Genomic DNA, 21,895 nt, shown 5'->3' on the forward strand with positions numbered 1-21,895 from the left:
CCCCCTCCCAACCTCCCCCGTCCAGGGGGAGGTGCCGATCCAGTACTGGTCTTCGATCGTGCCACAAGCACCGGCAGACACCCTCCCCTCGACGGGGAGGGTTGGGGAGGGGTGCGCAGCGAGCTGGATGTAGCTGACGTTACCCCAGCATCTCCACCGCCAGCGCCAGCACGCGCTTGAACGCCGTCATATCGGTCAGTTCCTGCCCGACCGCCGCGTCACCCACCACCACGGCGCCGCCGCGGTTCACTACGCCGCCATGCAGCATCAGGTTGTCGATGAAGCCGAGATCCTCGATCAGGATATGATCGGGGCCGCGCGGCTTGCCCTCGGCATCGGCGTACCACTCGCCATTGAAGTGGTCGCGGGTGCGGGCGCCGTGGTCGGCCTTGACGTTGGTATAGGCGAATGCGGGCTTGCCCTGGGCGCACATGAAGCCGAGCTCGAAACAGGTGCCGGTGTCCGCGGCGATGCCGCGGAACGGCGTCAGGTTGGCGATGATCGCATCGGCCGAGTGCATCAGCTTTTCATCGATGGCGCTGATCGCCAGCCCGAGCTCCCATTTGCTGTTGGTCGGCGGGAACTCGAGGTCGCCGGGCGACACCGGCACGAGACCCGCCTCGCGGGTCAGCGCAATCTTCAGGTCGAGGATTTCGCGGGCATTGGGCAGAAAGACTTCCGGGCCGGCGAGATAGACGGATTTGGGCATGATGGCTCGTTCAGATGGCGTCAGTGACTGGAATGGCCGGCTTGCGGGGCAGCCCCGCTGACCCCGAGGTCAGCTCCGCTGACCAGGTCGCCGCCGACAAAAGTCGCGGCGATGTTCGGCCGGCTGGCAGTGTAGAGGATTTGCTCAAGCCGTTCAGCCGGTTCGGCCCCGAACAGCCGGACTGTCCCCGCCTCCGCGGCGGGGTCGATGAGCAGCGCATCGAAGTGATAGCCGGGGCGGAACATGCCGACCGGCAGATCGAGCGCCTCGCCGCCACCTGCGGTGGCGAGGTGGAAGGCGGTGAGCATGTCGATGCGCGAGTTGGGGACGCCGCGCGTTTCACGTGAATCCCTCGCGTCGACCCCATCCTCGAGCAGGCGGGAAGCCTGGGCGGTGGCGCGGCAGGCCTCCAGCATCGAGCCCGAGGGGCCGCCGGAAATGTCGGTGCCGAGCCCGACATGGAGGCCTTTCTCGAGCGCCCGACGCAGCGGGAAGACGGCGTTGCCGAAATACATGTTGGAGAGGGCGCAATGCGCGACGCCGGCCCCAGCGGCGCGGACCGTCGCCATATCGTCGTCGGTCAGAAACACCGAATGGGCCAGCACGGTCTTGCGGCCCAGCAGCCCGAAGCCGTCGAGCGCTGCGGTGTCGGTCTTGCCGTAGCGATCGAGCGCATAGCCATGCGCCCAGTCGCTCTCCGAACAATGGGTCTGCACGTGGCAATCGCACTCCGCCGCCAGCTTGCCGAGGCCGGCGAGCGCTGCGTCGGTGCAGGACGGAATGAAGCGCGGGGTGATCACCGGCAGCACCCGGTCATTGTCGGGCAGCGCCCGGATATGGTCGATGACCGCCCGGGTCTCAGCGACTGCCAGCTCGGCCGAAGCGTCGCGATAATAGTCCGGGCAGCTTGCCGGGTCGTCCATCACCACTTTGCCGACCAGCGCCCGCTGACCTTGCTCGAGACAGATCTGCGCCAGCAGTTCCGTGGCCTCGCGGTGCACGGTGGCGAAATATAGCGCCGTGGTGGTGCCCGACGCGAGGAGATCGGCGACCAGTGTTTCGTAGCGCTCCTGGGCGAACGCGAGGTCGGCGTATTGCGCCTCGAGCGGGAAGGTGTATTTGCCCAGCCAGACTTCCAGCGGCACGTCGAGCGCCATGCCGAGCTGCGGGTATTGCGGCGCGTGGATGTGGAGATCGACAAAACCCGGCAGCATCAGCTGTCCGGCCGGCAGTTCGATGGTTCCCTCCGGCACACCGTCGGCGGCCCGACCGACGCTGGTGATGGTGCCGTCGCTGCCGATGGTGATCACTGCATCGCGCAGCACCTCGAGCTCGCCGCGCACCGGCGCATGGACGAAACTGCCGCGGACGCTGCGCCCACGCAGCCCGCTCACCAGACCACCTTGTGCTGCTCGCCGGTCTGCACGTTGACGAAGCCCTCGGGCGCCAGTTCGCTCGGCGCCACCAGCACCCAGCGCCAGGGCGAGCAGGTGAGCGTCGCGAATTTCAGGAACTCCGGGAAACCGGGCTTCCAGAGGTTGAGCGCCGAGGGCTTGTACATCCACTCGACCGCTTCGGCCGCGCGGTAGAAGGCCTGCATGTCGGCATCGAAGGCTTCGGCCGAACGCGCCGTCATCAGCCCGCCGATCTCGAAGCGCATCTCGGCGACCACTTCGCCCTTGTGCACCAGCACCCAGCCGCCATCGATCTCCTGCAGCCGGTTCACCGCCTTGGCCATCGCCGCGTCGGAGGAGCCGATGCACCAGACATTGTGGCTGTCATGCGCCACCGAGGAGGCAAGCGCGGTGTCGGGATCGGCCGGACCGCAGCCGGTCCAGAACATCTTCGCCACCGCGCCATCGCCGCGATAGCGGTCGACCAGCGCCCATTTGGTGATCAGCCGCTCGGTGTCGCGCTGCACCAGCCCATCGACCACCGGCAGCGCTTCGACCAGGAAATCCTCGTTCCAGTGGAATGGCCTGAGGATAGCCGCCTGCATGGTGTGGCGGCCCGGCTCGGCCTGGATGGCGAAATCCTCGGCGGCGAGGACGCGCCCGATGTTCATGGTCTTCCTCGCCCAGTCCGGCCAATCGATCGCGGCCAGCGGGCCAAGGAACTGCTTGCCCTCGGAGACCAGCTGGCCGTCGGCGTAAACGTGCCGGATCGACAGTGTCTTGACGTCGTCGAGCAATACTATGTCGGCATAGCGTCCCGGCGAGATCGAGCCGACCCACTGGTCGATGCGCATGTGCCGGGCCGGGTTGATGGTGGCGCACTGGATGGCAATCTCGGGCGCGAGACCGTACTCGATGGCGTGCCGCACGTTGTAGTCGGCGGCGCCTTTCTCCAGCGTTTCGGAGGCCGAGCGGTCGTCGGTGGTAAAAGCGATGTTCGACCAGTCGGTGAGCCGCTCGATCAGGCCTGGAAGTATGACGTCATAGGAGAACGGACGGAGCTCGGTGAAGATGCCGTGGCTCAGCCGCTCCCAGGCTTCCTCCAGCGCCCAGACCTCATGGTCGGACGAGATGCCGGCGGCGGCGAAAGCCGAGAGATCGTGCGGATCGATCAGTCCGGAGCCGTGCCCCTCGACCACGCCGCGCATCTCCATGGTGGCGCCGATCATCCCCCACATGCGGATATAGCCGGGGTTTTCGGGGTTCCACACCGAGGGCCAATCCATCACCTCGTCGAGGCTGACGGTGCCCATGTCATGGGCCAGGAACTCGCGCTGCTCCTCGTAGCCATAATAGCCGCCCGACTCTTCCCAGGCGCTGGGCGGCACGGCCGAGCCGGGCTGGATGAAGATCTTCAGCGGCGAGCCGGCAAGGCGGGATTTCTGCCAGAACTCCTGGTTCTTGCCGCCGTTGACATTGGCGAACTCATGGCTCGCCTCGCAGGTCCAGGTATTGCCGCGCGGCAGCACCAGGGCCGCCTCGAACTCCGGGGTGATGTGGGTCGATTCGATGTGCTTATGCACTTCGCCGAAGCCCGGCACGGCGCTCAGGTTCGGGTAGCTCACCCGCGCTCCCACCTCACCCTTGTAGCTGCCGCGTGGGCCGACAAAGGCGATGCGCCGGCCGGAGACGACGATCTCCTGGTCCTCCAGCCAATGCCGCGAATGCACCGAGAGCAGCCTGCCAACCTCGATCACCAGATCCGCCGGGCGTTTGGCCAGCGCCACCAGCGTCAGATGCTGGCGAATGGAAACTTCGTCCTCGGCGTTGAGGATCAGGTCGTCGGGCAGGTGCATAGGCGGATTCCGGTGGCGCAACCGCGTTAGTAAAGCGGTTTACGAGAGCGAGCGCAATGCGCCGCAATGAGGGACGTACGGCAAAGCGGTGAGCAATCTCTGTCCAGCGCCGACGCTTGCTCGCGGCAGTGCATTTTGCCATAAGCTGCCGGCCTCGACCCCATCCAGCGAGGACAAGCCGCGATGAGCCAGATTGCCATTTTCAGTGGTAGCTCTCATCCCGACCTCGCGGCACAGATCTGCGCCGAGCTCGGCGTGCCGCTGCTGCCGACGCGGGTGAAGCGCTTCTCCAATGACTGCATCGAAGTGCAGCTGCAAGCCAATTGCCGTGAGCAGGACGTGTTCCTGATCCAGACGCTGAGCGCGCCGGTACAGGATCACCTGGTCGAACTGCTGCTGATGCTCGACGCGGCGCGTGGCGCCTCGGCGGCTCGTATCACCGCGGTGATCCCGCATTATGCCTATGCCCGCTCCGACAAGAAGGATGCGCCACGCATCTCGATCGGCGGCCGCATGGTCGCCGACCTCTTGCAGACCGCCGGCGCCAACCGGGTGCTGACGATGACGCTGCACTCGCCGCAGGTGCATGGCTTCTTCAGCGTACCGGTCGATCACCTGCATGCGCTGGGTGAGCTGGCCGAATATTTCGGGCGCTACGAGATGGGCAATGCCGTCGTGGTGTCGCCGGACCTCGGCAACGCCAAGAACGCCGCGGCCTTCGCCAAGCGGCTCGGCGTGCCGGTGGCGGCGGGCGCCAAGGAGCGGATCAGCGACAGCGAAGTGCGGATCACCGCGATCATCGGCGAGGTCGAGGGGCGCGACGTGATTGTCCTCGACGACGAGATCGCCAGCGGCGGCTCGATGGTCGAACTGCTGCGGCATTTGCGGCAGCACGGCGCACGCTCGGTGCGCATCGCCTGCACGCACGGCATCTTCGCCAACGATGCGATCGGGCGGCTGGCGGCAGAGCCAGATGTGCTGGAGATCGTCTGCACCGACACCCTGCCAATCGCCGCGGCGCGCCGCCACCCCAAACTGACCGTGCTGTCGATCGCCCCGGCGCTGGCCGAAGCGATGCGCCGGATCAACAGCGGCGAATCGGTCAGCACGCTGTTCCACGCCGAGCAACCGGCGCCGACAGTGACGCGGCTTCGGGCTTAGGCGGGCGCGAGCCACCCTTCCTGCGGGTGGCTGACCCCAAACGTCCCTCCTCACCGGTGTCATCCCAGCGAAAGCTGGGACCCAACTATCAGCTGGTGCGGGCGGTGAGATGGGTCCCAGCTTTCGCTGGGATGACATCGAGTCTGGTGATGCTGCGGTGGCCAATTGCTACCGCAGGGGGGATAGAAGCAGACCTAGCTTAAGCCGCCAGATCGGCGACGACTGCATCCAGCACCGGCCAGCCTTTGTCGGTGACCCGGATAAAACCGTTGGGCAGGGTCTCGACGAAGCCGATCGAGCGCAGCTCGTTGATCTGGCGTTCGGAAATGGCGCGGCCGGAGATCTTCTGGAAGCGGCGCGGGTCGATGCCTTCGCGCAGCCGCAGCCCCATGACCAGCAGTTCGTCGCCTTCTTCTTCCCAGGTCAGGATGTCGTCGGTGACCATGCCGTGGCCGCGCGCCTGCACGCGCTTCTGCCAGTCGAACGGCATCTTCTCGGTCGCCGTGGCGTGGCGCTGGTTGTTGATCAAGAGCCGCCCATGCGCACCGGGGCCGACGCCGACATACTCGCCATAGCGCCAGTAGATCAGGTTGTGGCGGCTTTCCTGGCCAGGGCGGGCGTGGTTGGAGATTTCATAGGCCGGCAGACCCGCCTGCTGGGTCAGCTCCTGCGTCATCTCGTAGAAGTCGGCGCTCAGGTCCTCGTCCGGCATCTTCAGCTTGCCGGCGCGGAACAGGTCGTAATAGCGCGTGCCCATCTCGATGGTGAGCTGGTAGAGCGAGACGTGCCCGGCTTCCGCCAGCCACAGCGCCTCGGTCAGCTCGTCCTGCCATTCGTCCAGCGTCTGGCGCGGGCGGGAGTAGATCAGATCGAAGCTCGAGCGCGGGAAGATCGACTGCGCCAGGCGCACCGCGGCGATGGCTTCATCGACCGAGTGCCGGCGGCCGAGTTCGGCCAGCGGACCCTCGCGCAACGACTGCACCCCGAGCGAAACGCGGTTGACGCCGGCGGAGCGATAGCCGCGGAAGCGGTCGGCCTCGACCGAGGTGGGGTTGGCTTCGAGAGTGATTTCCGCCCGCGGGTCGATCACCCAGTGCCGGGCGATGGCATCGATGATGCCCTCGACCGAGCGCGGATCCATCAGTGAGGGCGTACCGCCGCCGAAAAAGATCGACTGCACGGTGCGGCCCGGCGTCTGCTTGGCGAAGTGCGCCAGCTCGGCGGCGTAGGATTCGACATAGGTCTGTTCGTCGAACTCGCCGCGGTGCACATGCGAGTTGAAATCGCAGTAGGGGCATTTGGCGGCGCAGAACGGCCAATGCACGTAGACCCCGAACAGGCCGTTGGAGCGCGGATCGACGGAGTTGTGGCCGAACGTTTCAGTGCTCAACGCCACCTCCCAGTGCATCGTCGACGAAGCTGGCGAAGGCGCGGGCCCGATGCGACAGACCGACCTTGCCCGGGGCCCAGGAGTGCTTGGCCTCGGACGGCATCTCGCCGAAGGTGATGTCGTAGCCGTCGGGCATGAACACCGGATCGAAGCCAAAGCCCTTGTCGCCGCGCGGCGGCCAGACCAGCGTGCCCTCGGCCTTGCCGACGTAGATCACCTCACGCCCATCGGGGTGGGCGAGGCAGAGCGTAGCGTTGAAAGCGCCGCGGCGCTCACCTGGCGTGGTGGCGCCGACGGCCTGCAGCGCATCTTCGACGCGGCGCATGCCGACCATGTAGTCGCGCCCGCCATGCGCCGAGGAGCCGGCCCAGTTGGCGGTATAGACGCCGGGCTGGCCGCCGATGGCATCAACCGACAGGCCGGAATCGTCGGCCAGCGCGATAGTGTTGGCAGCGGCCGCGGCGGCATGCGCCTTGATCCGGGCGTTCTCGATGAAGGTGGTGCCGGTCTCTTCCGGCTCGGGCAGGCCGAGCTCACCGGCCGAAACCAGGTCGAGCCCGAACGGCGCCAGGAGTTCCTTGAACTCGGCGAGCTTGCCCGCATTGTGGGTCGCCAGCACCAGCCGGTCGCCGCGCCGCAATGTGAGCTTGTCTGCCATTATGCGGTCTTTCCTTGTGGCATGACCTTTGTCCGAAAACCGTTGCCGCTTTTCGGGGTCATGCCAATGCCGCCTGCTGCATGGTGGTGAGCTCGCCGATCCCCTGCTCGGCCAGCCGCATCAGGCTGTCGAGCTCATCGCGGCTGAACGGCACCTGTTCGGCGGTGCCCTGGATCTCGACGAACTTGCCGGTGCCGGTCATGACGAAATTGGCATCGGTGTGCGCTTCGACATCCTCGAGATAATCGAGATCGAGCACCGGGGTGCCGCGGTAGATGCCGCAGGAAATGGCGGCGACCGAATCGCGCAGCACCGGGCCCTTGGTGAGGCCACGGGCTTCGAGCCACTTGATGGCATCGGCCAGCGCCACATAGGCGCCGGTGATCGAGGCGGTGCGGGTGCCGCCATCGGCCTCGAGCACGTCGCAATCGAGAGTAATCTGGTTCTCGCCCAGCGCCTGCATGTCGACCACGGCGCGGAGCGAGCGGCCGATCAGGCGCTGGATTTCCTGGGTGCGGCCACTCTGCTTGCCCTGCGCGGCTTCGCGCTTGGTGCGCGAGCCGGTGGCGCGCGGCAGCATGCCGTACTCGGCGGTGACCCAGCCCATGCCGGAGCTGCGGCGCCAGGAGGGAAGCGTGGTTTCGACCGAAGCGGTGACGAACACCTTGGTCGAGCCGAAGCTGACGAGGCAGCTGCCTTCGGCCTTGGGAGCGACATTGCGTTCGAGCGTTACGGCCCGCATCTGGTCTGGCTGGCGTCCGGAGGGCCGCATATGGTCAAATCACTCGTTCTTGGAAAAAGCTGTTAACCGCCTCTTAACCCTGACCGCCCCCTCGAACAAGCAGCGCTAGCTTGGCGGCACAAGCCTTTCCGCCTAAATGGTGAACATGGCCGATCGCACAAAAGCCCCCGAAGACGTGCTCGCGGTGCTCAACGCCCGCAGCCAGGACATCTTTCGCAAGCTGGTGGAGCGCTATCTCGACACCGGCACGCCGGTGGCGTCGCGCGACCTGGCGCGCATGCTGAGCGTGGGCTTAAGCCCCGCGTCGGTGCGTAATGTGATGGCCGATCTCGAGGATCTGGGGCTGATCGCCTCGCCACATACCTCGGCCGGCCGGCTGCCGACGCAGCAGGGGCTGCGCTTCTTCGTCGACGCCATGCTGGAAGTGGGCGCGGTGAACGAGGACGAAAAGGCGGCAATCGCCAAGCAGATCCAGGGGCCGGCGGTGCACGGCCAGATCGAGGACCTGCTGACCGAGGCGAGCCAGCTGCTCAGCGGGCTCAGCCACGGCGCCGGGGTGGTGATCGCGCAGAAATCCGACCTGGTGCTGAAGCATATCGAGTTCATCCGGCTCGATGCCGAGCGCGCCATGGTGGTGCTGGTGGGCGAGGATGGCTCGGTCGAGAACCGCGTGCTGCCGCTGCCGCCGGGACTGACGGCGAGCGCCCTGACGCAGGCCTCGAACTACCTGGCGCATTTCGCGGTTGGGAAGACTTTGAACGAGACGCGGAAGGCCCTGCAGACGCAGCGCGAAGCCACCGTGCATGAGCTCGACGAACTGACGCACAAGCTGGTGGATGCGGGGCTCGCGACGCTTTCCGGCTCAGGCAGCGCCTCGCCGCCGACGGTGATCGTGCGCGGCCGGGCCAACCTCATCAACGACACCATGGCGTCGGAAGAGCTGAGCCGGGTGCGGCAACTGTTTGACGAGCTCGAGAGCCGCGACGGGCTGATCGAGCTGCTCGGCGATACCGAGACGGCGCAAGGGGTGAAGATCTTCATCGGCTCGGAGAACAAGCTGTTCTCGCTCTCGGGTTCGTCGGTGATCCTCTCGCCTTATAAGGACGCCAACCAGAAGGTGGTGGGGGTGCTCGGCGTCATCGGGCCGACCCGGCTCAACTACGCCCGCATCGTGCCGGTGGTCGATTACACCGCCAATGTGGTTTCGGCGATGATGGCCAGAAAGAGCTGAGCGCAGGGGCTGAGGCCGGACACGGAACCTTTCCTAGGCTTGAATCTTATCGCTCATTGGCCGATATGCGGGGCAAACGCGATCAGCGACAAAATCCAAGGTCCCAATGAACGACGATACGAACAAGCCCGAGGACGACAAGGCCGCTCCCACCGCGACCGAGACCCAGGCCACCAAGCCAGACGAGAAGACTGCCGACGCGGCAACGACGCCCGATCCGATTGAGGCCCTCAAGGCCGAGAACCAGGACATGCGCGACAAGCTGCTGCGCACCATCGCCGAGATGGAAAACCTGCGCAAACGCACCGAGCGCGAGATCTCCGACACCCGGTCCTATGCCATCGCCGGCTTTGCCCGCGACATGCTGACCGCTACCGATTCGCTTTCCCGCGCCTTGATGGTGCTGCCAGCCGAGGCGCGCGACAGCTCCGATGCGACCACCCGGTCGCTGATCGAGGGCATCGAGATGACCGAGCGCGAGATGCAGCGGCTGCTCGCCAAGCACGGCGTCAAGCCGATCGAGGCGGAAGGCCAGAAGTTCGACCCGCACAAGCACCAGGCGATGTTCGAGGTCCCCGACCCGTCACGCCCGGAAGGCACCGTGGTGCAGGTGGTGCAGGCCGGCTTCGCCATCGGCGACCGCGTGCTGCGTCCGGCCATGGTCGGTGTGGCCAAGGGCGGCGGCGCCAATGGCGCCCCGGCCGAGGGCACGATCGACAAGAGCGTCTGATTTCACCTTACCGGTGATGTCGAAAAGGGCGCTCCGGCGCCCTTTTTCTTTACCCACGACTTCTGCCAGATGACCTTCTTGCCCGACGACGGAGGACCGCGATGGACAGCCTCTACGACGATGCCGAACTCTACGACCTCGTGGCGCCACCGGACCCGGCGATGGAGCGCTTTTACGTCGAGGCGGCGGGTGGGCCGGGACAGCGTGTGCTGGAACTCGCCTGCGGCTCCGGTCGCTTCACCGCGCCGCTGGCAGCGAGCGGGGCGCTGGTGATCGGCGGCGACCTCTCGCAAACCATGCTGGCGCGGGCCCGCGCCGCGGTGGCGGAGCGCGGCGTGTCGGCCGATTTCGTCGAGCTCGACATGCGGGACTTCGTGCTCGGCCGGCATTTCGACGCCATCGTCATCACCGCCAACTCACTGATGCACTTGCATAGCCGCGCTGACTTCGCACGCGCCTGCTCGACCATCCGCCAACACCTGGCGCCCGGCGGCCGGCTGCTGTTCGACGTGTTTGTGCCGAGTGCGCGGCTGCTCAGCCTGCCGGCCGGCCGGCGCGAGCTGCTCGGGGTGTTCCCGCATCCGCAGCTGGGCGAGGTCAGCATCGAGGAAACCATCAGCTACGATCCAATCACCCAGGTGAGCCGGGCCGACTGGTACTGGTCCACCGCCGAGCGCCGGGATTTTCGCCACACCCCGCTGGAGCTGCGGCAGATCTTTCCGCAGGAACTGCCACTGCTGCTGGAAGCGGGTGGATTGCGGCTGGTGGAGCGGTTCGGCGATTTCGACCGCACCCCGCTGACGGCGGCGAGCCATCGGCAGGTTTGTATCTGTTCGGCAATGGTGTGAACGCTGGCGGCGCCCCATCACCCGGCGCTGCGCGCCGACCTCTCCCCCAAAGGGAGGGGTGATCCAGAGCTAGTTCGCCGCCGAAACCACCAGGTCAGGGCAGGTCGTGACGTCGTATTTGGCGCCGGGCTTGCCCATCTCATCGACGACGCGGCTGTCATAGGCGTCGCGCAGCGCGGTGATCGCCACGTCGTCGTTGCCTTCGGCTTCCAGCATCATGTCGGCGCGGGCGGCGAGGTCGTCGGACCAGGCGCCGTACTCGTCGCCCTCGGCGTCGTTGCCCGAATCATAAGCGTCGGTGGAGAGCCAGTAGAAGGCACTGCCGCACCAGAGCAGCCGGTCGGCGGCGGCCGAGGGCTCGCCCGCCGCGGCCGGCAGGGCCAGCAGCCCGATCAGCAATCCCCCAAGCGCAGCCCGCAGCATGTTGTCCTCAGGCCAATCTCTTCCTCAGGCGATATCGCCGGCGACGATCCGCTTGACCCCGGCGGCGTGCATGTCGGCCCAGGCCTGGGCCAGCGACCCCGAGGTATCGATGGCGCGACAGGCGTCCTCGATCACGTAGGTCTCAAAGCCCGCATTGGCCGAATCGACTGCCGTCCAGTTGACGCAGAAATCGGTGGCGAGGCCAGCGATGAACAGCCGCTTGAATTTTCGCTCGCGCAAGTAGCCTTCGAGCCCGGTCTTGGTCCTGCGGTCGGCCTCCTGGAAGCCGGAATAGGAATCGACCACTTCGTGGTAGCCCTTGCGGATCACCAGCTGGGTGTGGGGCAGCTCGATATCGGTCGAGAATTCCGCGCCATGCGTATCCCAGACGCAGTGGTCGGGCCACAGCACCTGCGGACCATAGGGCAATTCCATGATCTCGAACGGGGTGGCGCCGGCATGACTCGAGGCGAACGAGATGTGGCCGCGCGGATGCCAGTCCTGGGTCATGGCGACGTTTTCGAAACGCCGGCCGAGCCGGTTGATCGGGATGATGATCTCGTCGCCGCCGGCAACGGCAAGCTTGCCGCCGGGGAGAAAATCATATTGCAGGTCGACCACGAGGAAGAGGTCGTCGGAACGGGGCGTGAGGGCCATGCGGGTCTTATCTATCTCATTGGCCGATGAGGGCCGAACAATCCTGAAATGAATAGGCGGCGCCATCGCTGGCCCTGCCAGTGCCGTTGACGACGCGACCGATGGAGTCTTCGAGGTCGCCCCGGTAGTCGGCCAGCGCGTCGTCGGTGTAGCCGGCCTCGAGGTAGATCGGGATAGCGCGCTGCAGCAGCAAGGCCCCGCCATCGGCATAGACCTTGGCGGAGGCGAGCTTTTCCGGCGTGGCATCAGCCGGCGCGTCGCGGGTCATCAGTTCGAAGGCGGTGCCGCACCACATGTCCATCTGCGCCTCGGCCGGCACTTCCTGCGCCAGCGCGGCGACGGGGAGCAGCGGGACCGCGAGCAGCGGGGCGATGACAAGGAACCTCAGCACAGTCGTGTTCCCTTGGGCGGTAGCGAGAGTTGGGCGGCAACGAGAGGCGGCAACGAGCGCTTCTTAGACCATAACCGGGGCTGCAACGACAAGCCGCGTCGGCGCTCCGCCGCACCAAGCGGCGGCTGGTGAGATTTCTCTAACCATGGCGGTAGCCAGCCTTTGAGACATAATAGACTAAATTGCTAAGTGAGGCTCAGGCGCCGCTTCCCGTGCGCCTGGGTTTCGGTGATCGCGGGGTCGAACCGGAAGTTCCCCCGAGCATGCCGACCCCGCATTTTCTGGGGGTTCCATTGAAATTGTCGATCCTGGGTGGCGCTGCTGCCCTGCTGCTGGTGCTGCCGGGCGCCGCACTGGCCGAAGACCTGACCTTCACCTTGACCAACAATTCGTCCTATGCGGTCAAGAGCCTGTTCACCTCGCCGGCCGATGTCGAAACCTGGGAGGAGGACGTGTTCGCCGACAAGTACCTGCCGGCCGGCAACTTCGTCGATGTCACCATCGGCGATGGCCGCGAGCAATGCGTCTACGACATGAAGTTCATACTGGAGGACGATTCCGAGTTCATCGAACCGGCGGTCGACCTGTGCGAGCTGGGTGAATACACCCTCAGCGACGCGACCTGACGGCATTCGGCCGGGCGCAGTGGTGCTGCGCCCGCCACCATACGTTTCTGTAGATCCGGGACGACAAAGCGAACTGGCGAGTGTGAGTTCCCGCCAAAAGCCGGGACTTTGTGCCCGGACTACGCTTGCACCCCCAAAAGCCCCCTCCTATATAGCGCTCAAGGCCCGGTGACGGGTCAATTTCAACACGGGAACCCGGACACCCGCGAGGGATCAGGAACTGCCGGATGGGGTTTCATCCGGGTTCGCCAGGAAAGAGGCAGTAGGTAATGGGTAAAGTCATCGGAATCGACCTCGGTACGACCAACAGCTGCGTCGCCGTCATGGACGGTGCGACGCCGAAGGTCATCGAGAACGCGGAAGGCGCGCGCACCACGCCCTCCATGGTCGCATTCACCAAGGACGGCGAGCGCCTCGTCGGCCAGCCGGCCAAGCGCCAGGCGGTCACCAACCCGGAAGGCACGCTGTTCGCGGTCAAGCGCCTGATCGGTCGGCGCTACAACGACCCGATGGTCGAAAAGGACAAGGGCCTGGTGCCCTTCAAGATCGTCAACGCCGACAATGGCGATGCCTGGGTCGAGGTCGAGAGCAAGAAGTACTCTCCCTCGGAAGTCTCGGCGATGATCCTGACCAAGATGAAGGAAACCGCCGAATCGTATCTCGGCGAGAACGTCACGCAGGCGGTGATCACCGTTCCGGCGTATTTCAACGATTCGCAGCGGCAGGCCACCAAGGACGCCGGCAAGATCGCCGGGCTGGAAGTGCTCCGCATCATCAACGAGCCGACCGCGGCAGCGCTCGCCTACGGGCTCGACAAGAAGAACACCGGAACCATCGCGGTCTATGACCTGGGCGGCGGTACCTTCGATATTTCCGTGCTCGAGATCGGCGACGGCGTGTTCGAGGTGAAGTCGACCAATGGCGACACCTTCCTCGGCGGCGAAGATTTCGACATGCGCCTGGTCGATTACCTGGCGGCCGAGTTCAAGAAGGACCAGGGCATTGACCTCAGGAGCGACAAGCTGGCGCTGCAGCGCCTGAAGGAAGCGGCTGAGAAGGCCAAGATCGAGCTCTCGAGCTCGACCCAGACCGAAATCAACCTGCCGTTCATCACCGCCGACGCTTCCGGCCCGAAGCACCTGACGCTGAAGCTCACCCGTTCCAAGCTCGAGAGCCTGGTCGAGGACCTGATCCAGAAGACGGTCGATCCGTGCCGGCAGGCGCTCAAGGATGCGGGCGTTTCGGCCGCGCAGATCGACGAAGTCGTGCTGGTCGGCGGCATGAGCCGCATGCCCAAGGTGCAGGAAGTCGTCAAGCAGCTGTTCGGCAAGGAGCCGCACAAGGGCGTCAACCCGGATGAAGTGGTTGCCATGGGCGCCGCCATCCAGGCCGGCGTGCTGCAGGGCGACGTCAAGGACGTGCTGCTGCTGGACGTGACCCCGCTGTCGCTCGGCATCGAGACGCTGGGTGGTGTGTTCACCCGCCTGATCGACCGCAACACCACGATCCCGACCAAGAAGAGCCAGACCTTCTCGACCGCCGAGGACAACCAGAACGCGGTGACCATCCGCGTGTTCCAGGGCGAACGCGAGATGGCCGCCAACAACAAGCTGCTCGGCAATTTCGACCTCGCCGGCATTCCCCCGGCGCCGCGCGGCGTGCCGCAGATCGAAGTCACGTTCGACATCGACGCCAACGGCATCGTCAACGTCTCGGCCAAGGACAAGGGCACCGGCAAGGAGCAGCAGATCCGCATCCAGGCCTCGGGTGGTCTGTCGGACGCCGACATCGAGCGCATGGTCAAGGAAGCCGAGCAGAACGCCGACGCCGACAAGAAGAAGCGTGAAGCGGTGGAAGCCAAGAACCAGGGCGAGTCGCTGATCCACTCGACCGAGAAGTCGCTGAAGGACTATGGCGACAAAGTCACCGCCGAGGAGAAGGCCGCCATCGAGACGGCGATCGCCGAGCTCAAGGGCGTGCTGGAAGGCGACGATGCCGAGGCGATCAAGGAGAAATCCGCGACGCTTGCCGAAGCTTCGATGAAGCTGGGCGAGGCGATGTACAAGCAGAGCCAGGCGGAAGCCGAGGCCAAGGCGGAAGGCGGCGAACAGCCGGCCGATGATGATGTCGTCGACGCCGAGTTCGAAGAGGTCAAGGATGACAAGCGGTCGGCTTAACGCCGACCAGACGTCGCGCTGATTGCTTCGCGCAACAGAATTGGAAAGGCCCGGCAAATGCCGGGCCTTTTTGTTTGCCGATGTGCTAGAGTGACGAATGTTCCCAGATCTCAGCAAATTCTCCGAACCGGAAAAACTCCGGAAACTCCTGTTCAACGCCCGCCGGCTCGGGCATCACGACTATGCGTTTCAGATCCAGATGCGGATCGCGGAGCTCGCCGGTTTGCCCTTCAGCGACGCGCTGGAGCGCGAGTTCTGGACGGCGGTCAGTTACGCCGAAGAGGTCAAGACCGAGGCGACCGGCAAGACCACCCGGCTGTCCGGCACCCGCACCAAGCACAAGAAATACGGCACGATCCGCTGCCTCGGCGACTGGGCGATGGATCCCAACCCCAGCGAAGGCCTCGGCAGCCTGGTGGAGCACAAGCGGGCCGAGCTCAGCGGCGAAGCGATCGTGTTGCGCCACGCCGACAAGTTCCCGGCGGAGGCCGTGGCCAGCGCTGCGGCGAAGCTGGCGGCGCTCGGGGTCAGCCGCGAGCAGGTTGTATAAGCCACGGCCACCGCTGCCGTTTCACGTGAATCACCCGAGAAATCAAAGGGCTCCGGAATTGTTCCGGAGCCCGGTGTTTTTCCGCATTGCTGCCGCACCCCCGCCCAAATGTCTTCACATCCGCCAATGATGTTGGATGGGTTGAAGTGGGCGTCTCTGACCTGGTCACGCTTTCGAGGTGGAAAAGTCTCACAACTTTTCCTGAAAGCGCTCCAACCATCAGCAGCGGGACGCCTTGAGGGAGCAGCCGAAACCCAGGGCCGGGGAACGGATGCTGAGGGCGGACTTCGAAAGGACTATTGATGTCATCGGTTGAGGTGCGGAGGTTCGCCGAGAACGGCGATCTCCATGCAGCAGATTCCGCGCCTGTCGAGCGGCTCGACGCCGACATGCGCCACATCCTCAACGTGCTGCAATCGATGGGCGGCAAGCGTATCGACGCGTGCCGTTCGCCCGAGGCGCGGGCGCTGCCCACGCTCGATATGGCGTTGCGCCGGATCCTGCGCGATCAGGTCGACGACATGGGCGTGGGCATGGAGATGCGACTGATCCAGGGGCCGACGGACGAGATCCGCGCCCGCATCTACATCCCGCAGAACGACATCGTCACCGGCCTGAGGCCGATGGTCCTGTTCCTGCATGGCGGCGGGTTCGTGCTCGGCGACGTCGACAACTACGACGCAACGCCGCGCGCGCTGGCGGCCCGCACCGGCGCGGTGGTGGTCTCAGCGCACTACCGGCAGGCGCCGGAGCACCGCTTCCCGGCGGCGCACGAAGACGCCTATGCGGCGTGGAACTGGCTGCTCGAGCATGCCGAATCACTGGGTGGCGACGCGAATCGCGCCGCCATTGTCGGCGAAGGCTCGGGTGGCAACCTCGCCGTCAACGTGGCGCTGCGGGCGCGGGCCGAAGACAAGCCGCTGCCGATCCACCTGGGCCTCGTGACGCCGATGGCGGCCATGCTGTTCGACCTGCCCTCGCACCTCCAAAACGCCGATACCTTCCCCTATTCGACCGCGACGCTCGAATGGGCGGCGCGCAAACTGTTCCGCAAGAAGGACGATGCGCACGATGCGCGGATGAACATTGCCGGCCGGGTCGACCTTGCCGGGCTGCCGCCGGCGACCATCATTCTCGCCGACGCCGACCCGCTGCGCTCGGAAGGCGAAGCCTTGGCCGATGCGCTGCGGCGTTCCGGCGTCTGGGTCGACATGACGACCTATGAGGGTGTCACGCACGGTTTCTTCGGGCTCTACCGCATCGTCAACAAGGCGATGTTCGCGCAGGGCCAGCTCGGCCGAAACCTCGCAGCGGCCTTCGGCGCCTAGCTATTCTCGTTGCAGCTCGCCCTCGCGAGGTCGGCGCCCGGCGACTGGTGGAAAAGTCACACCGGGCACGTACGTCGGCCCGCGACCCTCGATAGTGTTGCCGTCGGGCACCAGAGTACTTATCTAGGCCGGATGCCTGATGCGGGGCGCAGGCAACCAAGGACAAGGCCGATTGGCGAAACGCGATTTTTATGAAGTGCTCGGGGTGCCCAAGGGCGCCGACGAAGCGGTGCTGAAAGGCGCCTACCGCAAGCTTGCGATGCAGTTCCACCCGGACCGCAACCCGGGCAATGCCGAGGCCGAACACAAGTTCAAGGAGATCAGCGAGGCCTACGACACGCTGAAGGACCCGCAGAAGCGCGCCGCCTATGACCGCTTCGGCCATGCCGCGTTCGAGAATGGCGGGCGTGGGCCGGCTGGGTTCGGCCCCGAGTTTACCTCGTCGATGTCCGATATCTTCGAGGACATTTTCGGCGACTTCATGGGCGGCCGCGGCCGCGGCGGCCAATCCCGCCTGCGCGGCTCCGACCTGCGCTACAATCTCGAAATCAGTCTCGAAGAGGCGTTTGCCGGCCGCACCGTCGATATCGACGTGCCGACGCTCGCCACCTGCGACACCTGCGAAGGCTCGGGCGCCAAGCCGGGCACCGGCATGTCGACCTGCCGCCACTGCAATGGCCAGGGCAAGGTCCGCGCGGCGCAGGGCTTTTTCACCATAGAGCGGACCTGTCCGATCTGCAATGGCCGCGGCCAGATCCTCGAGCAGCCCTGCACCGATTGCGGTGGCCAGGGTCGCCGGCAGCAGAACCGGACGCTTTCGGTCGACATCCCCAAGGGGATCGAGGACGGCACCCGCATCCGGCTCGCCAATGAGGGTGAAGCAGGGCTGCGCGGTGGACCGCCGGGCGACCTCTACATCTTCATTTCGATCAAGCCGCACGACCTGTTCCAGCGCGACGGCGCCGACCTTTACGCGCGCGTGCCGATCGCCATGACCACGGCGGCCCTGGGTGGTGAGTTCGAAGTGCCGACGCTCGATGCCGCGCGGGCGCGAGTGAAGGTTTCGTCCGGCACCCAGCCCGGCCAGCGGGTCCGGCTCAAGGGCAAGGGCATGCCGGTGCTGCGCTCCAAGGATTTCGGCGACCTCTACGTGCAGCTCGACGTCGAGACGCCGCAGAGCCTTTCGAAGCGGCAGCGCGAACTGCTGGAGGAGTTCGAACGCGAATCGACCCGCGAGAACTCCCCGACCTCCGAAGGCTTCTTCGCCAAGCTGAAGAGCCTGTTCGAGAACTAGGCGGGCGAGATTCGAGGCATAAAAGGCCCCCTCACCCGGCCCTTCGGGCCGACCTCTCCCCCCAGGGAGAGGTGGTCGTGGGGCACGATCATGCCACAGCTTCACCTCTCCCTCTGGGGCAGAGGTATCTCCCCGAGGGGGAGAGGTCGCCGCGAAGCGGCGGGTGAGGGGGCCTTTGCGGCGCCGCGCCAGATCGGCTAGCTCTAGCGCATGACCATCGACACCCCTCCCCCCAAGACTGCCATCACCATCTGTGGTTCGCTGCGCAAGGACTCGATCAACGAGCCGTTGCGCCGGCACATGTCGACCAAGCTCCGCGAAGCAGGGGTGATCGTCACCGATCTCGACCTGCGCGAGTTCGAGATGCCGATCTTCAACCAGGACATCGAGGATGCCGGCGAGACGCCCGAGGCAGCCAAGCGCCTGGCGGAGATTTTCCGCAGCCACGACATCGTGCTGATCATCAGCCCGGAATACAACGGTGGCATCACGCCGCTGATCGCCAACATGATCTCCTGGGTCAGCCGTGAGAAGCCCAACCCATTCAAGCACGCGGTGTTCGGCATTGGCGGGATGAGCGACGGCAAATACGCCACCATCTTCGCGCTGTCGCACCTGCGCGACTCGCTGAGCAAGATCGGCGCCCTGGTGGTGCCGACGCTGCTCGGGCTCGGCCCCTACCCCGATGTGCTGGACGAGGACGGCGCGCCGAACGAGGGCAATATCAAGTGGAAGGTCGGCCAGATGGTGCGCGAGCTGACGCATTTCTCGCGCGGCGGCATCTGAGGTGTACGCGCTCTACGTCACCCACCCCGAAGTGGTGATCGACCCCAACGTCGCGACGCCACGCTGGGGGCTGTCCAGCCTTGGCAGGTCGCGAGCAGAACGTTTTGCGAACCACCCACTGGTCGAGAGCCTGACCCGCCTCGTTTCGAGTACGGAAACCAAGGCTCTCGAACTGGCGACGATTCTCGCTGGGGGTTGTGGCGCGCCTGTGGACAGCGGGGATAAGTTCGACGAGAACGACCGTCGCAGTACCGGCTTTGTTCCGGCGGCGCGGTTCGAGGCGCTGGCGGACGCGTTGTTCGCCCACCCCGATGAGTCGGCCGAGGGCTGGGAGACAGCTCGCGACGCGCAGCGCCGGGTGGTCGCCGGCTTCGACGAGGTGCTGGCGGGCCACGATGCGACCAAGCCGATCGGCTTTGTCGGGCATGGAGCGGTGGGGACACTGCTGAAGTGTCATCTGGGCGGGCTGACGATCGCCCGCTCCGAGGACCAGCGCCGCATCGGCAACCCGGGCGGCGGCAACGTCTTCGTAGTGCGGCTCAGCGACCGGAAGCTGTTGACCGACTGGATTGCGATGGAGGAGCTGCCGGCGAGGATCGACGGGCTTTAGCTCTGACCGTGCCACACCGCCCCCTCGCCCCTTTGGGGAGAGGGTTGGGGTGAGGGGCGCCAAGCACATCGATACTAATCGCGATCCCACTTAGTTGTAGCCGCCTGGCCGGTGTGCTTGGCTACCCCTCACCCTGGCCCTCTCCCCAGAAGGGCGAGGGGACGCACTTTGCGCCCCCGGTGCCACGACCAGACGAACGCCTAAGCCCCATCCTTCCGACCCGGCGCCCACTCGCCCAACCCGAACAGCTCCACTGCGTCTTCGAGCGCCAGCTTCAACCGGTCGAGCCGCGCCACCTCGTGGTCGATCTCGCGCAACCGGGTCGGGCCGGCGAGCGGCGCCTTGGCCAGCAGCGCAGTTCCGGCCTCGGTCAGCCCGACCAGCCGGGCGCGGCGATCGCGAGGGTCGGTCTTCACCGTCACCAGATCCATGCGGCGCAGTTCGTCGATCGATTGGCCGAGCGTTGCGGGGTGCATCACCAGCGCCTTGCGCAAGGCGGCGAGCGGCAGCTGCGGGCGTTCGGCGCAGATGCGCAGCACGGCAAGTTGCAGCCCGGTAATGCCGAAGCGCTTCTTCAGGTCGGCGTGGAAGGTCTCGGTGGCACGCTCGAGCCGCACCCAGGCGACAATGGCGGAAAGCGCCTGCTGCTGCATGATTGATCTATGATTCCATCGTGTTGCGCGGACGCTATGGCGCCATAGCATCGCGCGCAAGCGGGCATTTCTGCTTGCCCGATTCGTTCCGCTATGGCACTGACCGGAAAATCCGGAGACATCTGATGGCAGGCACCCTGATCGTCGCACTCGATCTCGATTCGCGAGACGAGGCGGAACGCTTGATCGCGCAACTGGGCGATGCGGTCGACTTCTACAAGATCGGCTACCAGCTGTTTTATGGCGGCGACGGCCTCAACCTCGGCAAGGCGCTGCTCAACGCCGGCAAGCGGGTGTTCTTCGATCTCAAAATGCTCGATATCGACAACACCGTCGAAAAGGGCGTCGCGGCGATCGCCAGGACCGGCGCCACCATGGTTACGGTGCACGCCTACCCCAAGACGATGCGCGCCGCAGCAAAAGCCGCCGCGGGCTCCGGGCTCACCGTGCTCGGCGTCACCGTGCTGACCTCGATGGACGATGCCGACCTGACCGACGCCGGCTATGCCCGGGATGCGGCCGGGCTGGTGGCGCTGCGTGCGGAACAGGCGAAAGACGCAGGGATCGGTGGCATCGTCTGCTCGCCCAATGAGGCGCAGATGGTGCGCGCCATCGTGGGGCCCAAGCTCGCCATCGTGACCCCGGGGATCCGCCCGGCTGGCAGCGCACATGGCGACCAGAAGCGGGTGACGGGCCCGGCCGAGGCGCTGGCCGCCGGCGCCAGCCATCTGGTGGTCGGGCGGCCGATCACTGCGGCAGCAGATCCGGCAAGCGCGGCGCAGGCGATCCTCGCCGAGATGGCCGGCGGCACCCGGCTGGCATGACCGCGCCGGCTGGGCTATAGGCGTCGCACGGGTTCGGTAGGAGCAAGCATGTTTGACCTCAAGGTCGCCATCGCCGGCGCAGGCGGCAAGATGGGCGCGGCGAACATCCGCGCCATCGCCGCGACGGCAGGGATTACGGTCGTCTCCGCCTTCGACCGCGCTGGGGCGCCGGTGATCGGCAAGGACGCAGGCGAACTCGTGGGCCTCGAGCCGCTCGGTGTTTCGATCACCGACGACGTCGCGGCTGCCCTCGGCGCCGCCGAGGCGATCCTCGATTTCACCGCGCCCGCCAATTCGGTGGCGCTGGCGCAGGAGGCCGCAAAGCGCGGGCTGGTCCACATCATCGGCACCACCGGGTGCAGCGAGGCCGACGACGCGGCGATCCGCGAAGCGGCTGCCCGGGCCCGGATCGTCAAGGCGGGCAATTTCTCGCTCGGCGTGAACCTGCTGCTGGGCCTCGTGAAGCAGGCGGCCGCGGCGCTGCCGGGTTTCGACATCGAGATCCTCGAGATGCACCACAACAAGAAGGTCGATGCCCCCTCCGGCACGGCGCTGATGCTGGGTGAAGCCGCCGCCCGCGGCCGCAATCTCGATTTGAAGACCCACTCGGTCCGCGTCCGCGACGGCCACACCGGGCAGCGCGAAGAGGGCAGCATCGGCTTTGCCGCGCTGCGCGGCGGCAATGTCATCGGCGAGCACAAGGTGATCCTTGCCGGCCCATCGGAGCGCATCGAGCTCAACCACATCGCCGACAACCGGGCGCTGTTCGCCGACGGCGCGGTGCGCGCCGCCCTCTGGGTGCGCGACCAGCGGCCCGGCCTCTATTCCATGGCCGACGTGCTCGGCTTCAACTGACA

General features: G+C 65.9%; 23 protein-coding genes. 13 read left to right on the forward strand and 10 right to left on the reverse strand.

The window, feature by feature from the left end:
* Positions 1-139: 139 nt before the first annotated feature.
* The 3 genes from ACSQ23_RS06830 to ACSQ23_RS06840 are packed head-to-tail and all read right to left on the reverse strand — an operon-like array spanning position 140 to position 3,959.
* Complete coding sequence (locus ACSQ23_RS06830) at positions 140-709, reverse strand: nucleoside 2-deoxyribosyltransferase (RefSeq protein ID WP_055874418.1); 570 nt, start codon at positions 707-709, stop codon at positions 140-142.
* Between the two features lie 20 nt (positions 710-729).
* Complete coding sequence (gene guaD / locus ACSQ23_RS06835; RefSeq protein ID WP_436090143.1) at positions 730-2,103, reverse strand: guanine deaminase; 1,374 nt, start codon at positions 2,101-2,103, stop codon at positions 730-732.
* Positions 2,100-3,959: an adenine deaminase gene (locus tag ACSQ23_RS06840; RefSeq protein WP_436090144.1), complete on the reverse strand. Its 1,860-nt coding sequence runs from the start codon at positions 3,957-3,959 to the stop codon at positions 2,100-2,102. The genes guaD and ACSQ23_RS06840 overlap by 4 nt, the downstream gene beginning before the upstream one ends.
* A gap of 183 nt (positions 3,960-4,142) precedes the next feature.
* On the opposite strand from ACSQ23_RS06840, the gene ACSQ23_RS06845 reads away from it, so the two are divergent.
* Positions 4,143-5,120 (forward strand): ribose-phosphate diphosphokinase, encoded by a 978-nt coding sequence (locus tag ACSQ23_RS06845; RefSeq protein ID WP_436090145.1) that lies wholly within the window; start codon positions 4,143-4,145, stop codon positions 5,118-5,120.
* Positions 5,121-5,319: 199 nt separating this feature from the next.
* Here the strand turns inward: ACSQ23_RS06845 and hemW are convergent, their stop codons facing one another.
* The 3 genes from hemW to rph are packed head-to-tail and all read right to left on the reverse strand — an operon-like array spanning position 5,320 to position 7,940.
* Positions 5,320-6,510, reverse strand: coding sequence for a radical SAM family heme chaperone HemW (gene hemW, locus ACSQ23_RS06850; protein ID WP_248310477.1), 1,191 nt, complete (start codon positions 6,508-6,510; stop codon positions 5,320-5,322).
* The gene (locus ACSQ23_RS06855; protein WP_055994222.1) at positions 6,500-7,168 is read right to left on the reverse strand and encodes a non-canonical purine NTP pyrophosphatase; all 669 of its coding nucleotides are present in this window, start codon (positions 7,166-7,168) and stop codon (positions 6,500-6,502) included. Before ACSQ23_RS06855 ends, hemW begins: the two co-directional genes overlap by 11 nt.
* Before the next feature lie 58 nt (positions 7,169-7,226).
* Positions 7,227-7,940: a ribonuclease PH gene (gene rph / locus ACSQ23_RS06860; RefSeq protein ID WP_055874434.1), complete on the reverse strand. Its 714-nt coding sequence runs from the start codon at positions 7,938-7,940 to the stop codon at positions 7,227-7,229.
* 115 nt (positions 7,941-8,055) lie between these two features.
* Between rph and hrcA the strand changes: the two genes are divergently transcribed.
* From hrcA to ACSQ23_RS06875, 3 genes are all read left to right on the forward strand, one after another.
* Complete coding sequence (gene hrcA / locus ACSQ23_RS06865) at positions 8,056-9,141, forward strand: heat-inducible transcriptional repressor HrcA (protein ID WP_055875946.1); 1,086 nt, start codon at positions 8,056-8,058, stop codon at positions 9,139-9,141.
* Between the two features lie 106 nt (positions 9,142-9,247).
* Positions 9,248-9,871: a nucleotide exchange factor GrpE gene (gene grpE, locus ACSQ23_RS06870; RefSeq protein ID WP_055874437.1), complete on the forward strand. Its 624-nt coding sequence runs from the start codon at positions 9,248-9,250 to the stop codon at positions 9,869-9,871.
* Between the two features lie 101 nt (positions 9,872-9,972).
* Entirely contained in the window at positions 9,973-10,719 is a 747-nt protein-coding gene (locus tag ACSQ23_RS06875; protein WP_436090146.1) for a class I SAM-dependent methyltransferase, read from the forward strand.
* A gap of 69 nt (positions 10,720-10,788) precedes the next feature.
* Here ACSQ23_RS06875 and ACSQ23_RS06880 read toward each other — a convergent pair whose 3' ends face one another.
* From ACSQ23_RS06880 to ACSQ23_RS06890, 3 genes are read right to left on the reverse strand one after another with little or no spacing between them, the layout of a single operon-like run.
* The gene (locus ACSQ23_RS06880; RefSeq protein WP_055874443.1) at positions 10,789-11,142 is read right to left on the reverse strand and encodes a hypothetical protein; all 354 of its coding nucleotides are present in this window, start codon (positions 11,140-11,142) and stop codon (positions 10,789-10,791) included.
* A 24-nt stretch (positions 11,143-11,166) separates the two neighbouring features.
* Entirely contained in the window at positions 11,167-11,799 is a 633-nt protein-coding gene (gene pncA, locus ACSQ23_RS06885) for a bifunctional nicotinamidase/pyrazinamidase (RefSeq protein ID WP_436090147.1), read from the reverse strand.
* 16 nt (positions 11,800-11,815) lie between these two features.
* Positions 11,816-12,190 carry a hypothetical protein gene (locus ACSQ23_RS06890; protein ID WP_055874448.1) on the reverse strand — a complete coding sequence of 125 codons (375 nt, stop codon included), beginning with the start codon at positions 12,188-12,190 and terminating at the stop codon, positions 11,816-11,818.
* 293 nt (positions 12,191-12,483) lie between these two features.
* Between ACSQ23_RS06890 and ACSQ23_RS06895 the strand changes: the two genes are divergently transcribed.
* From ACSQ23_RS06895 to ACSQ23_RS06925, 7 genes are all read left to right on the forward strand, one after another.
* Entirely contained in the window at positions 12,484-12,816 is a 333-nt protein-coding gene (locus tag ACSQ23_RS06895) for a hypothetical protein (protein WP_055874450.1), read from the forward strand.
* 269 nt (positions 12,817-13,085) lie between these two features.
* Complete coding sequence (gene dnaK / locus ACSQ23_RS06900; RefSeq protein WP_055874453.1) at positions 13,086-14,993, forward strand: molecular chaperone DnaK; 1,908 nt, start codon at positions 13,086-13,088, stop codon at positions 14,991-14,993.
* A 97-nt stretch (positions 14,994-15,090) separates the two neighbouring features.
* A complete protein-coding gene (locus ACSQ23_RS06905) occupies positions 15,091-15,543 on the forward strand; it encodes a hypothetical protein (RefSeq protein ID WP_055874456.1) in 453 nt (150 codons plus the stop codon).
* A 302-nt stretch (positions 15,544-15,845) separates the two neighbouring features.
* Positions 15,846-16,871 carry an alpha/beta hydrolase gene (locus ACSQ23_RS06910; protein WP_436090148.1) on the forward strand — a complete coding sequence of 342 codons (1,026 nt, stop codon included), beginning with the start codon at positions 15,846-15,848 and terminating at the stop codon, positions 16,869-16,871.
* A gap of 172 nt (positions 16,872-17,043) precedes the next feature.
* Complete coding sequence (dnaJ, locus tag ACSQ23_RS06915; RefSeq protein ID WP_055874461.1) at positions 17,044-18,165, forward strand: molecular chaperone DnaJ; 1,122 nt, start codon at positions 17,044-17,046, stop codon at positions 18,163-18,165.
* A gap of 210 nt (positions 18,166-18,375) precedes the next feature.
* Positions 18,376-18,951, forward strand: a complete 576-nt coding sequence (locus ACSQ23_RS06920; RefSeq protein WP_436090149.1) for an NADPH-dependent FMN reductase — start codon at positions 18,376-18,378, stop codon at positions 18,949-18,951.
* 1 nt (position 18,952) lies between these two features.
* On the forward strand, positions 18,953-19,561 hold the full coding sequence (locus tag ACSQ23_RS06925) for a histidine phosphatase family protein (RefSeq protein ID WP_436090150.1): 609 nt from the start codon (positions 18,953-18,955) through the stop codon (positions 19,559-19,561).
* A 200-nt stretch (positions 19,562-19,761) separates the two neighbouring features.
* Here ACSQ23_RS06925 and ACSQ23_RS06930 read toward each other — a convergent pair whose 3' ends face one another.
* The gene (locus ACSQ23_RS06930) at positions 19,762-20,214 is read right to left on the reverse strand and encodes a MarR family transcriptional regulator (RefSeq protein WP_436090151.1); all 453 of its coding nucleotides are present in this window, start codon (positions 20,212-20,214) and stop codon (positions 19,762-19,764) included.
* A 125-nt stretch (positions 20,215-20,339) separates the two neighbouring features.
* Here ACSQ23_RS06930 and pyrF point away from each other — a divergent pair, with 125 nt between their 5' ends.
* Both pyrF and dapB read left to right on the forward strand, forming a co-directional pair.
* Positions 20,340-21,038 (forward strand): orotidine-5'-phosphate decarboxylase, encoded by a 699-nt coding sequence (gene pyrF / locus ACSQ23_RS06935; protein ID WP_436090152.1) that lies wholly within the window; start codon positions 20,340-20,342, stop codon positions 21,036-21,038.
* A gap of 48 nt (positions 21,039-21,086) precedes the next feature.
* The gene (dapB, locus tag ACSQ23_RS06940; protein WP_436090153.1) at positions 21,087-21,893 is read left to right on the forward strand and encodes a 4-hydroxy-tetrahydrodipicolinate reductase; all 807 of its coding nucleotides are present in this window, start codon (positions 21,087-21,089) and stop codon (positions 21,891-21,893) included.
* Positions 21,894-21,895: the final 2 nt, after the last annotated feature.

The sequence above is a fragment of the Devosia sp. LjRoot16 genome (assembly GCF_964252795.1).
Lineage (GTDB): Bacteria > Pseudomonadota > Alphaproteobacteria > Rhizobiales > Devosiaceae > Devosia_A.

Bases quoted from the DNA above. Each gene is read 5' to 3' on its own strand.
- ACSQ23_RS06845 (WP_436090145.1), top strand. From the start codon at position 4,143: ATGAGCCAGATTGCCATTTTCAGTGGTAGCTCTCATCCCGACCTCGCG.
- dapB (WP_436090153.1), top strand. From the start codon at position 21,087: ATGTTTGACCTCAAGGTCGCCATCGCCGGCGCAGGCGGCAAGATGGGC.
- ACSQ23_RS06905 (WP_055874456.1), top strand. From the start codon at position 15,091: ATGTTCCCAGATCTCAGCAAATTCTCCGAACCGGAAAAACTCCGGAAA.
- dnaK (WP_055874453.1), top strand. From the start codon at position 13,086: ATGGGTAAAGTCATCGGAATCGACCTCGGTACGACCAACAGCTGCGTC.
- hrcA (WP_055875946.1), top strand. From the start codon at position 8,056: ATGGCCGATCGCACAAAAGCCCCCGAAGACGTGCTCGCGGTGCTCAAC.
- pyrF (WP_436090152.1), top strand. From the start codon at position 20,340: ATGGCAGGCACCCTGATCGTCGCACTCGATCTCGATTCGCGAGACGAG.
- ACSQ23_RS06920 (WP_436090149.1), top strand. From the start codon at position 18,376: ATGACCATCGACACCCCTCCCCCCAAGACTGCCATCACCATCTGTGGT.
- ACSQ23_RS06875 (WP_436090146.1), top strand. From the start codon at position 9,973: ATGGACAGCCTCTACGACGATGCCGAACTCTACGACCTCGTGGCGCCA.
- rph (WP_055874434.1), bottom strand. From the start codon at position 7,940: ATGCGGCCCTCCGGACGCCAGCCAGACCAGATGCGGGCCGTAACGCTC.
- ACSQ23_RS06910 (WP_436090148.1), top strand. From the start codon at position 15,846: ATGTCATCGGTTGAGGTGCGGAGGTTCGCCGAGAACGGCGATCTCCAT.
- pncA (WP_436090147.1), bottom strand. From the start codon at position 11,799: ATGGCCCTCACGCCCCGTTCCGACGACCTCTTCCTCGTGGTCGACCTG.
- ACSQ23_RS06840 (WP_436090144.1), bottom strand. From the start codon at position 3,959: ATGCACCTGCCCGACGACCTGATCCTCAACGCCGAGGACGAAGTTTCC.
- ACSQ23_RS06830 (WP_055874418.1), bottom strand. From the start codon at position 709: ATGCCCAAATCCGTCTATCTCGCCGGCCCGGAAGTCTTTCTGCCCAAT.
- grpE (WP_055874437.1), top strand. From the start codon at position 9,248: ATGAACGACGATACGAACAAGCCCGAGGACGACAAGGCCGCTCCCACC.
- ACSQ23_RS06880 (WP_055874443.1), bottom strand. From the start codon at position 11,142: ATGCTGCGGGCTGCGCTTGGGGGATTGCTGATCGGGCTGCTGGCCCTG.
- ACSQ23_RS06855 (WP_055994222.1), bottom strand. From the start codon at position 7,168: ATGGCAGACAAGCTCACATTGCGGCGCGGCGACCGGCTGGTGCTGGCG.
- ACSQ23_RS06930 (WP_436090151.1), bottom strand. From the start codon at position 20,214: ATGCAGCAGCAGGCGCTTTCCGCCATTGTCGCCTGGGTGCGGCTCGAG.